Consider the following 10,160-nt stretch of genomic DNA (forward strand, 5'->3'; position numbering starts at 1 on the left):
CTGGAGCGGTCCGCCACCATGCGCGCGGTGCTGCTGGCCAAGCTCGCCGAACGCCCGCACCTGCGCCCCCGCGTCACCGTGCTCGACCGCGCGGCACCCCCCGCGAGCGGAGGCGGGCCGGAGGTCCCGGTCAGCGGGGGTTGCCGGCGCGCCAGGCGACGTAGTCGGCGACCGCCTTGGCGACGTCGAACTCCGGCGTGAACCCCGTGTCGCCGGTGAGCCGGCCGATGTCGAGGTAGGGGTCCTCGCCGGGGCCGTTCCGCCTGCCGGGCAGCAGGTCGAGCCGCAGGCCGGGCGTGATCGCCTCCAGGGCGTCGGCGACCTCGCGGTTGGTGAACGGCCGCCCGCTGGAGACGTTGTAGGTGTCGTGCCCCAACGTCCTCGCGGTCATCAGGAGGGCGATCGCCCGCCCCGCGTCCGGTGCGTAGCAGCAGTCGCCGCCGTCCTCGGCGTGCAGCGGCGGCGGCCGCTCACCGCGGAGCACCGCGCTGACGTACGGCGGGACGTGGAAGAACGGGGACTCCGGGTCGACGAGCGGTCCCCAGATCGTCCCGATCCGGAGGACGACCGGCTGCACGCCGCTGCCCTGGAGGGCGTGCGTGGTCAGCGGCTCCACGGCCTTCTTGAAGGCGATGATCAGGTGCGGCAGGTCCGCCGCGGGGAGCGCGAGCTCCTCCCGCCAGGGGATCTCCGGGCGGCCGATGTACGCGCCGAGGCTGCTCGCGACGGCGAACCTGCGGACGCCCCAGGAGCGGGCGGCTTCCAGCGCGTTGAGCAGGCCGGACATGTCCGTGCGGAAGTAGCCGACCGGGTCCTCGCCGGGGACGCTGCCGGCGAGGTGGACGATGTCGCCGATGTCGTGGCGGTCGCCGAGGGAGAGGAAGGCGTCCCGGTCGGTGACGTCGAGGCGTTCCACCGTGACCCGTCCGGCGAGGAAGGACGGGACCTCGCTCCGCCGGTGCGAGGTGACGACGACGTCGTGCCCGAGGTCGGCGAGCGCGCGTGCGGTGTGGGCGCCGATCATGCCGAGCCCGCCGGTGACGAGGATCATCGGATCACCTCGTAGTGCAGGTGGGTCACGCCGGGCGCCGGGACGGCCTCCAGCAGCCGCAGGTTCACGTGCCCCGGGAACGCGCGGAAGTAGCCGTGGCCGCCGCCGAGCAGGACGGGCACCTGGTGGAGGATCAGCTCGTCGACCAGGCCCGCCTCCAGCGCGGAGGTCAGCACCCCGCCGCCCATGAGGGCGACGTCCTTGTCCCCGGCCGCCTCGCGTGCCGCCGCGACCGCCTCCTCGATCCCGCCGGTGACGAGCGTCTGCCGCTCGCCGATCCCGGGAACGGCCCGGTGGCTGAGGACGAACAGCGGCGCCGTCGGGTGGGGGCCGCCCCCGCCCCAGCGCCCGGAGTGCTCCCAGGTGACGCGTCCCGCCACCACCGCTCCCACGCGTGCCGCGGCGGTGTCGAAGACGCGGGCGCTCTCCTCGCTCAGCTTGAACCCGCCGAACTCCCGGCTCGGGGTGTCGCCGTCGAAGTACCAGTCGAAGAGCGTTCCCGCGTCGCCGAGTCCGCGTCCGAGCTCCTCCTCCCCGTCGGGCGTTCGGCCGCTGATGTAGCCGTCCACCGAGACGGCGTGGGCGCTGACGACCCTGCTCATGTGTCCCCCTTCGTTGATCATTGGTTGGTCCGTCCGGTCGGGGCCGCTCAGCGCTCGGCCCGGTCGTACAGGAGGCAGATCGCGCCGCTCTCGGTGACCCGGCTGGAGGCCAGCGTCCACGACGCGGACGGGCCGTCGGGGAACAGCCGGGCGCCGCCGCCGACGAGTTCGGGGCACAGGGTGATGCTCAGCCGGTCCACCTCGCCCGCCTGGAGGAGGCTGCGGATCACGCTCGTGCTGGCCAGCACGATGATGTCGCCGCCCTCCTCCTCGCGGAGCCGCTTGACCGCCGTCACGGGGTCGGTGTCGGCGAGGCGCGCGTTGTCCCAGGCGGCCTCCCTGAGGGTGGTGGAGAAGACGACCTTCTCGACCGCGTTGAGCCAGCGGGAGAACTCCCGGTCCCTGGGGTCGGCGCTCTCGTCGTCGGCGACGGCGGGCCAGAACCCGGCGAACCCCTCGAAGTTCTTGCGGCCGAGCAGGGCGGTGGTGGCTGCGCCGGTGACCGCCACCATGTGGTCGCGGGACGCGGACGCCATGGCGTGCGGGACGATCCAGCTCATGTCGTACTCGCCGCCGGCGCCGTTGACGCGGCCGTCCAGGGACAGCGTGATGTTGGCGGTGACGGTGCGGCGGGCGTTCTGTCCAGTCATCGGACGGTTCCTTTTCGGTCGTGGGCAATACCCCTCACAGTGGCGGCACCGATGGCAGGCTGTCGTCGTCAGAGTTGGTGACATCCGGTCCGGGCTTGGAGGGGGCGATGACCGGTTCCGTCGTCAGCCCCGTCCTGGTCGGACGGGACGACGAGATCGCCGTCCTGCGGGCGGCCTACGAGGGTTCCCGGACCGGGAGCCCCGCGACGCTCCTGGTCTCGGGTGAGGCGGGGATCGGCAAGTCGCGGCTGGTCGCGACGGCGGTGGGGGAGCTGCCCGGCGACCCGCTGGTGCTGTCCGGGGGATGCCTGGAGCTCGGCTCGGAGGGCACCCCGTACGTGCCGTTCGTCGCCGTCCTGCGCGATCTGGTGCGCCGCCTCGGCCGCGACCGGGTGGCGGCGCTGCTCCCGCCGGGCGGGGCCGCCCTCGGCGACCTGCTCCCGGACCTCGGCCCGGCGCCCGCGCGCTACGGCCCGGCCAGGCTGCTGGAGGAGATGCTGACGCTGCTGGGCCGGGCGGCGGAGACGCGGCCCGTCGTCGTGCTCGTCGAGGACCTCCACTGGGCGGACGCGTCGAGCCGCGAGCTGTTCGCCTACCTGGCCCGCAACCTGGCGGGCGTCGCGGTGCTGCTGGTCGGCACCGTCCGCACCGGCGAGCTGGCCGCCGGGCATCCGAACCGGCGGACGCTGGCCGAGCTCGGCCGCAGCGACGCGGTGTCGCGCGTCGACCTCGGCCCGCTGGAGCACCGGCACGTCGCCGCGCTGCTGGCGGCCGCGGACGGGCGGCCGCCCGACCCGGCGCGCAGCGTCCGGATCCACCGGCGCAGTGGCGGGAACCCCCTGTTCGTCGAGGCCCTGAGCACCGCGGGCGAGACGCCGCCGGGCGACCTGCGGACGCTCCTGCTCGCCCGCGTCACCGACCTGCCGGACCCGGCCCGCGAGGCGCTGGAGGCCATGGCCGTGGCGGGCGCCGAACTGGACGACGACCTCGTGAGCGCGGTCGCCGGCGGGCCGGGCCGCGACCTCGGGCACGCCCTCGGCCACCTGACCGAGCGGGAGCTGGTGGTGGCGAGGGAGAACGGGTACGCGATCCGCCACGACCTCATCCGCGAGGCGGTCTACGACGCGTTGCCGCCGCCCCGCCGCCGGCGCATGCACGCCCGGTACGCGGCCGCGCTCGCCGACCGCGCCGCGCCCGCCGGTCCCGCCGCGGGCGGCACGGCCCTGGCCGAGCACTGGACCGCCGCGGGCGAGTTCGCGCGGGCCCTGCCCGCCGCGTGGCACGCCGCCGACCGCGCCGGCCGCCAGAACGCCTACGACGAGCAGCTCCACCTGCTGGAGCTCGTCCTGGAGCACTGGCCGAAGGCGCCGGAGCCGGCCCGGCTCATCGGCGCCGACCGGACGGTCGTGCTGGAACGCGCGGCCACGGCGGCGTTCAACGCGGGCCGGTCGGCCGCCGGGGTGGCGTACGGCACCGCGGCCCTGGACGAGCTGGACCCGGCCGCCGAGCCGGAGCGGGCGGCCCGGCTGCTGGGCCTGCGCGGCCGGCTGCAGAGCCGCATCGACGGCGGAGGCCGCGACGACCTGCGGCGGGCGGTCGAGCTGGCGCCGCCCGGGGCCTCGGAGGAGCTGCGCGGCCGGCTGCTGTCGGCCCTGGCCTTCGTGGAGTTCATGGCGTTCGACCTCGACGACTGCCGGCGGCACGCCGCGCAGGCGCTGGAACTCGCCGACCGGCTCGGCGACGACGCCCTGCGCGCGCCCGCGCTGCTGGTCCTGGGCGCGCTCTACGGCACGCACGGCGAACTGGAGGAGGCGACCGGCGCCTTCGCCGAGGCCCGCCGCGCCGCCGACGCGGCCGGCGACGCGCACACGTTCCTGACCACCTTCCAATGGGAGTCGACCTTCCTGGGCGACGCCGGGCGGTACGAGGAGGCGGTCGAGCTCGCCCGCACCGGGCAGGAGGTCGCCGAACGGCTCGGCCAGGCCCGGTCCCGCGGCAGCATGCTCGCCAACACCCGCGGCGTCCCCCTGGTCTACCTGGGACGCTGGGACGAGGCCATGCGCGTCGTCGACGACGCCCTCGCCCTGGCGCCGCCCCCCCTGTACGCCGCGTTCCTGCGCCTGATCGCAGCGGAGATCGCGCACCGGCGCGGGCAGACCGAGCTGGGCGGGACGCTCCTGCGCCAGGTCACCGAGTTCGCCATGCACACCGTCGGCGCGGCGGAGGCGAAGTCCTGGCTGGCCCTGCTGCGCCTCGACCGCGCGCTCGGCCAGGACGACCTCGGTGCGGCGGACCACGTCGTCGGCGAGCACCTGCCGACGGCGGCGGGCCGCTGGCCGCCGCAGGAGACGGCGCGGTTCGCGGTGCTCGGCGCGCGCGTGCAGCGGGCCCGGCGCGCGGCCGCGCCGCGGAACCGGCGGGTCGCGGACGAGACCGCCGACCGGCTCGCGGCCCTCGCCCGCATGCTCGGCTCGCTGCGCACCGAGACCCCGGTGATGGACGCCTACCGCCGCACCTTCCGCGCCCTGGCGGAGGGCGGCGAACTGGCCGCCTGGGACGAGGCGGCCGCGGCGTGGCGCGACCTCGGCAACCGCTACGAGACCGCCGTGGTGCTGGTGGAGGCCGCGGGCGCGGCGCTCGCGTCCAACAACCGTCCCGGCGCCCGGTCCCGGCTGCGGGAGGCGCGCGCCATCGCCGACGACCTGGGCGCCGCCCCGCTGCGGGCGCGCATCGACGACCTCGCGGCCCGCGGCCGCCTCACCGACGACGCCGCCCCGCCCGGCGAGTCCGGGGGCGCCGCCCGCGCCTTCGGCCTGACCCGCCGCGAACTCGACGTCCTGCGCCTCCTCGCGGGCGGACGGACGAACCAGCGGATCGCCGCGGAGCTCTTCATCTCCGCCAACACCGTCGCCACCCACGTGACCAGGATCCTCACCAAGCTCGGCGCCGCGTCCCGCACCGAGGCCGCCGCCAAGGCCCGCGAGTCCGGCCTCCTGGACGCCCCGCCCTGACGCGGCGCGCTACCGAGGGCACGTGCCCCAGACGTCCTCCAGAGGCGCGACGTTCCCGGTGAGGTCGGCCGACGCGCCGAGCACCGCGGCCGCCGCGACCGGCTCCAACCGGATCTGGAGGCACCCTCCCATCCGGCCCCCCACCCGGAGGTCGCCCGGAATGAGCCCGGCGGCGAAACTGCCGCGCCGGCGGTCGCCTCGGGAGCTTCGAGGACGGGCAGGTGCCCCACGCCGGGCAGCATCTCGATCCGCGCGTCCGGCACCGCCTCGTACCGGCGCGCCGACGAGGGCCTCCAGCGGGGATCGGCGGCGCCGAAGACCACCAGCAGCGGGACCCGGACGGCGGCGAGGCGCTCGGGCACGCCGCGCTCGGCGACGTAGGCGGTGTTCCGGCGCAGCACCGCCCGCATGGAGCGGTACGTGATGGCCCGGACCCCGGAGACCACCTCGTCCGGGACGTCCACGGGGCCCGCGGCCGCGGCGCCGATCCCGCGGCGGATCATCGCGTCCGACCGCCTCGCCCACAGCAGCGGCCCGAGGGGCGGGGAGAGGAGGGCCCGGAGGAGGAGCGGCTGCCGGAGCAGCGCGTCCGGATCCGGCCCGCTGCTGATCAGCGCGAGCGAGCCCACGAGGTCGGGACGCCGCGCGGCGAGCGCGGTGGCGACGTAGCCGCCGCTGGAGTACCCGGCCACGTCGACGCGCCCGAGCCCGAGACCGTCCAGCAGCGCGGCCACGCGGTCCGCCTGGTCGGGCACGTCGTGGGACGCGGCGGGCGGGGACTGCCCGCAGCCCGGCAGGTCGACTTTGAAGAAATGTTCGCCGGGCGTCAGACGACGGTCGCGGGCTGCTCGCGGGGGGTCAGCCGCAGCCGCACCACCGTGGGAATCGACTCGCGTTCGAGGGCGGCGCAGAGCCGCGGGAGGGCCTCGTCCTGGATGCGGCGCCGCAGCTCGTCGGGATCCGCCTCCTGCCCGTAGGCGATGCTCAGCCGCAGCCCGGCCCCCTTGGGCGAGCGGACCAGCAGGGCCCGCGCCCTGCGCACGCCCGGGTACTCGCCGATCTCGGCCTCCAGCGCGTCCGTGACGGCCCTGGCCTCCACCCGCGTCGCGCCGGCCCGGATGTCCGGCTCCAGCGAGAGGCCCCGCACCCGGCTCGACCGGAGTTGGGCGAGCATCCAGGCCAGCCCCAGCAGCGCCAGGACGACCGCCACCGCCGCGACGGCGGGCCAGAACCAGCCGTGGCCGTCGGCGAAGCGGCGCGCCTCGGCGGTGAGGACGGGGCCGGAGGCCCGGGCCTTCCCGAAGGCGCCGAAGCCGCGGGCGAGGCCGAGCCCCCCGGCGGCGGCGAGAAGCAGGCCGAGAATGAACAGGCCCGTGCGGTTGACGTGCGCGTTGCGGCGGTCCATCAGGCCTCCCGGTGCTTCATGCGCACCATGACGGAGCGGGCGGGGAGGGGGTCGAGCCGGTCGAGCCGCTCCCGCACCGCCTCGGTGACCTCCGCGTCCAGGCCCGCGGGCTCGCGCACGGGCGTCTCCGCGACCACCCGCACCCGCCGGCGCCCCAGCCGGACCCTGCTGACGCCCGATACCCCGGGCGCGCCTTCGGCCGCGGCGGCGACGGAGCGCTTGAGCCCCCGCCTGCTCACGCCCATCATCAGGCTCGGATCCCGCCCGTGCAGCGGGACGATCCGTGACTTGCCCGGCAGCACGGCGGCCAGCAGGAACCAGACGCCGACGACGGCCAGCCCGGCGAAGATCGCGCGCGCGTACACGCCGTCCCAGTTCGCGTCCCGCACCCACCCGTAGGGGAAGATGCGCGCCGGGTGGTTCAGGGCCGCCGAGATGACCTCGATCGCCGTCAGCACCCCGGCCGCCGTCATCAGCAGCGCCGCGGCGAGGGCCGGAAGGACCCGCTGCGAGCGGAACGTGTGCCTGGCCGCCCGGTCGGCCTTCCGCGAACCGGCCGGCCGCGTGCTCGGCTCCGCGGCGGGCCGCGCCCCGGCCTGGGCGGTCACCGCACGGTCCTCTCACCCGCGGTGGGGCGCCCGAGCTCGGCCACCTCGATGTCCACCTGCCCGACGGTGAGACCGGTCAGCTCCGCCACCCGCTCCCGCACCCGCTGGCGCACCTCGCGGGCGACCGCGCGGACCGGCATCGGGTAGGCCACCGACAGCGCCACCTTGGCCGTGACGATGTCGCCGTGCACCCGCACCTCCGTGCGCGCGGGCCCCCGCCCGGGGATCGGCACTCCGACGATGGTCCGGCCGAGCCCGCCGGACGCTTCGACGTCCTGCGCGGCCTCCGCGACGATGCGCGCGACGGACCGCTCACGGATCGTCGTCCTGCCCCGCTCTTCCTCGGTCATCGCGGCCGCCGCCCCGTGCGGCCCGTCGAGAAGACCTGCCCGAGGTCGAGGCTGCCCTCGATGACCCGGCCGACCACGAAGCCGAGCGCCCCGAGGAACAGGACGAGGAAGAACGCGCCGGCGCCGCCGAACGCCCCGGCGAACCCCAGTGCCAGCCCGACGACCAGGCCGATCACGGGCCACGGCACTCGCACATCCATCTCGATCACCCTCTCGCCTCGGCGGGGTCATCAGCCGCCATCGGCCACGTCCCCGATCACCACGTCCACCGTCCGCCGACCGGCCAGCGGGCGCACCAGACGCCGTACGTCCTCGGCGATCTCGGCGAAGGGCCGTCCGTACCGGACGACCACCCCCACCTCGACCACCGCGTCGTGCACCGCGACCCCCGCGTAGGGGGGCCCGGCGCGGTAGGTCGCGATCCAGCCGCGCGGACCGGCCGTGAGTCCCAGGACGTCCGGGCACGCCATCGCCGCCGCGCCGATCCGCTCCGCCAGTTCGGCGAGCGGCTCCCCGCGGCCGGGCGCCTCGGCCGGCCGGGCGCCCGCCGCGCCGGTCCCGGCGGACGTCCCCCCGCCCGGCAGGGCGTCCGGCCGCGACGCCTCGGCGGCGAACGCGGGCTCGCCCGGCCCCGTGCCCCCCGCCGACCCCGGCCGGCCGGCGGGGGCGGGTCCGGGCCGGCGGGACGCGCCCGCCACGTCCGTCCAGGAGATCATCGGACCCGGGACTCCTCGCGCCGCGGCTCCGGAGGCTCCTCGTCGGCCACGTGGACGTCGTCCACGGTGATGTTCACCTCGACGACCTCCAGGCCGCACATGTGCTCGATCTCGTTGGCGACGTTGGTGCGCACGGCGGCGGCCAGGTCCGGGATGGACAGGCCGTACTCCACGACGAGATCGATGTCGACGGCCGCCTGGCGCTCGCCGACCTGGACGGCCACGCCCTGCGTGCTGTCGGACGTGACGCCCGGGATACGCTCCCGGACCGACCCGATCGTCCGGGACATGCCCGCGCCCATCTCGTGCACGCCGCCGACCTGCCGGGCGGCCATCGTGGCGATCTTCGCCACGACGTCGTCGGCGATCCGGGTGCTGCCGCCGGACGTGATCAGTTCGCTCGACCCCCCGTCGGCGCCCCGCTTGCGCCTCGCTCCGACCGCGGCCTGCTCGGCTCCTCGCCTGTCGTCCTGACTCACGATGCCCCCCATGCCATGCGTCGGCTGACCTGCGGATGATGCTCACGCAGCGTTACCCAAAACGGCTATAGGGCCAAAGAGTGGGTCAATGCCGAACTAAGTTCGGTGAACGGGCGAGCCGGGCCCGACGGGCGGCGGAGGCTCCCTCAGGCCGCGGGACCGCGCCCGGCGGGCCGGGTCGCGGCCGCCAGGTCCGCGGCGACCCGGCCGCGCACGTGCTCGATGAGACGGATCATGTCCGGGCAGTAGACCGTGGGGTTGTCGAAGCCCGTCCCGTGCCGGTAGCGGTGGGCCTGGAGGCCCGCTCCGCACACGGCGACGAGCGGGCAGGCCCGGCACCGCTCGCACAGGCCCGCCGCGCCGAGCTGCCGCTCGACCGCGGCCGGAAGGGCGCGCGCCGCGTCCAGGGAGTCGCGCAGGACGTTCAGGCCGGTGCCGGAGGAGGCGGCGGTCAGGGGCTTGAGCAGGTCGGAGTGCTCGATCGCGCCGTCGGTCTCGATGACGGCGTACCGCACGGGCGCGAGCCCGAGCCCCTCGTTGCCGACGGTTCCGCCGAGCAGCAGGGTGAGCAGGTCGCTGAACGTCCGGACGTCCGCCGGCGGCTCCGCCGCGCCGTACCAGCGGTCGAAGATCTCGATGAGCCAGTCGGCGTACGGGGTGGCGGGCGACCCCTCGGCGCGTCCCGGGGGAGGCGCCGACCAGTTCCCGTGGGGGAGGAGGAAGTCCACGCGGGGCGGACGGTGGCGCAGCAGCGCCTCGTAGGTCGCGACCGGGTCGTTGCGGAGGTCGACCGTGCAGAGGATGCCCGAGAACAGGTGCCGGTACGGGCCGGTGGACAGGGCGTCGAGCGCCGCCGCCACCGCGGCGTGGCTTCCCCGGCCGTCCGGCAGGCGGCGGTGCCGGTCCTGCGCGGAGGCGTCGCCGTCCACGCTCACGCCGATCCGGACGCCGAGCCGGTCGAGCTGGGCGAGGCGGGCCCCGGTCAGGCGGGTGCCGTTCGTCTGCACGAAGAACGACGCGGCCACGCCCTCGGCGCGCACCGAACCGACGACCCGCTCGACGAGGGACGGCGCCGCCAGCAGCGGCTCGCCCCCGTGCAGCACGACCTCGACCGAGGCGAGCGCGTGCTCGCGGACGTGGTCCCCGATGCGCCGGGCGGCGGCGTCGACCACCTCGGCCGGCATCGCGACCGGCCGGTCGAGCAGCCGCCGCGCCCGCGCCTTCGCCTCGGCGCGGCCGAAGTCCAGCAGCCGGGCGATCATCACGAGGTTCTCGAAGCCGGTCAGCT

At 76.2% G+C, this 10,160-nt stretch carries 12 protein-coding genes and 1 pseudogene; 1 reads left to right on the forward strand and 12 read right to left on the reverse strand.

Features of this window, described 5'->3' with window-relative positions:
• Positions 1–130: 130 nt before the first annotated feature.
• From AB0C69_RS29895 to AB0C69_RS29905, 3 genes are read right to left on the reverse strand one after another with little or no spacing between them, the layout of a single operon-like run.
• Complete coding sequence (locus AB0C69_RS29895; protein WP_360358443.1) at positions 131–1,051, reverse strand: NAD(P)-dependent oxidoreductase; 921 nt, start codon at positions 1,049–1,051, stop codon at positions 131–133.
• Positions 1,048–1,653: a dihydrofolate reductase family protein gene (locus tag AB0C69_RS29900; RefSeq protein ID WP_360358444.1), complete on the reverse strand. Its 606-nt coding sequence runs from the start codon at positions 1,651–1,653 to the stop codon at positions 1,048–1,050. Before AB0C69_RS29900 ends, AB0C69_RS29895 begins: the two co-directional genes overlap by 4 nt.
• 47 nt (positions 1,654–1,700) lie before the next feature.
• Positions 1,701–2,303, reverse strand: a complete 603-nt coding sequence (locus AB0C69_RS29905; RefSeq protein WP_360358445.1) for a dihydrofolate reductase family protein — start codon at positions 2,301–2,303, stop codon at positions 1,701–1,703.
• Between the two features lie 107 nt (positions 2,304–2,410).
• On the opposite strand from AB0C69_RS29905, the gene AB0C69_RS29910 reads away from it, so the two are divergent.
• Positions 2,411–5,314 carry an AAA family ATPase gene (locus AB0C69_RS29910; RefSeq protein WP_360358446.1) on the forward strand — a complete coding sequence of 968 codons (2,904 nt, stop codon included), beginning with the start codon at positions 2,411–2,413 and terminating at the stop codon, positions 5,312–5,314.
• A 9-nt stretch (positions 5,315–5,323) separates the two neighbouring features.
• Here AB0C69_RS29910 and AB0C69_RS29915 read toward each other — a convergent pair whose 3' ends face one another.
• From AB0C69_RS29915 to AB0C69_RS29955, 9 genes and pseudogenes are all read right to left on the reverse strand, one after another.
• The gene (locus AB0C69_RS29915; protein ID WP_360358447.1) at positions 5,324–5,446 is read right to left on the reverse strand and encodes a hypothetical protein; all 123 of its coding nucleotides are present in this window, start codon (positions 5,444–5,446) and stop codon (positions 5,324–5,326) included.
• Positions 5,447–5,559: 113 nt separating this feature from the next.
• A pseudogene (locus tag AB0C69_RS29920) lies at positions 5,560–6,225 on the reverse strand (alpha/beta hydrolase); the annotation flags it as partial.
• Complete coding sequence (locus AB0C69_RS29925) at positions 6,141–6,719, reverse strand: alkaline shock response membrane anchor protein AmaP (protein WP_360358448.1); 579 nt, start codon at positions 6,717–6,719, stop codon at positions 6,141–6,143. The pseudogene AB0C69_RS29920 and the gene AB0C69_RS29925, both read right to left, overlap by 85 nt.
• Positions 6,719–7,327 (reverse strand): DUF6286 domain-containing protein, encoded by a 609-nt coding sequence (locus AB0C69_RS29930; protein ID WP_360358449.1) that lies wholly within the window; start codon positions 7,325–7,327, stop codon positions 6,719–6,721. The genes AB0C69_RS29925 and AB0C69_RS29930 overlap by 1 nt, the downstream gene beginning before the upstream one ends.
• Positions 7,324–7,677 (reverse strand): Asp23/Gls24 family envelope stress response protein, encoded by a 354-nt coding sequence (locus AB0C69_RS29935; protein ID WP_345187792.1) that lies wholly within the window; start codon positions 7,675–7,677, stop codon positions 7,324–7,326. Before AB0C69_RS29935 ends, AB0C69_RS29930 begins: the two co-directional genes overlap by 4 nt.
• On the reverse strand, positions 7,674–7,877 hold the full coding sequence (locus AB0C69_RS29940) for a hypothetical protein (protein WP_360358450.1): 204 nt from the start codon (positions 7,875–7,877) through the stop codon (positions 7,674–7,676). Before AB0C69_RS29940 ends, AB0C69_RS29935 begins: the two co-directional genes overlap by 4 nt.
• A 30-nt stretch (positions 7,878–7,907) precedes the next feature.
• Entirely contained in the window at positions 7,908–8,393 is a 486-nt protein-coding gene (locus AB0C69_RS29945) for a hypothetical protein (RefSeq protein ID WP_360358451.1), read from the reverse strand.
• Entirely contained in the window at positions 8,390–8,872 is a 483-nt protein-coding gene (locus AB0C69_RS29950; RefSeq protein WP_345175961.1) for an Asp23/Gls24 family envelope stress response protein, read from the reverse strand. Before AB0C69_RS29950 ends, AB0C69_RS29945 begins: the two co-directional genes overlap by 4 nt.
• A gap of 146 nt (positions 8,873–9,018) precedes the next feature.
• Positions 9,019–10,160 (reverse strand): radical SAM protein (locus tag AB0C69_RS29955; RefSeq protein ID WP_360358452.1); only part of this gene is annotated, 1,142 nt, incomplete at its 5' end.

The sequence above is a fragment of the Actinomadura sp. NPDC048032 genome, assembly GCF_040653175.1.
Taxonomy (GTDB): domain Bacteria; phylum Actinomycetota; class Actinomycetes; order Streptosporangiales; family Streptosporangiaceae; genus Spirillospora; species Spirillospora verrucosospora.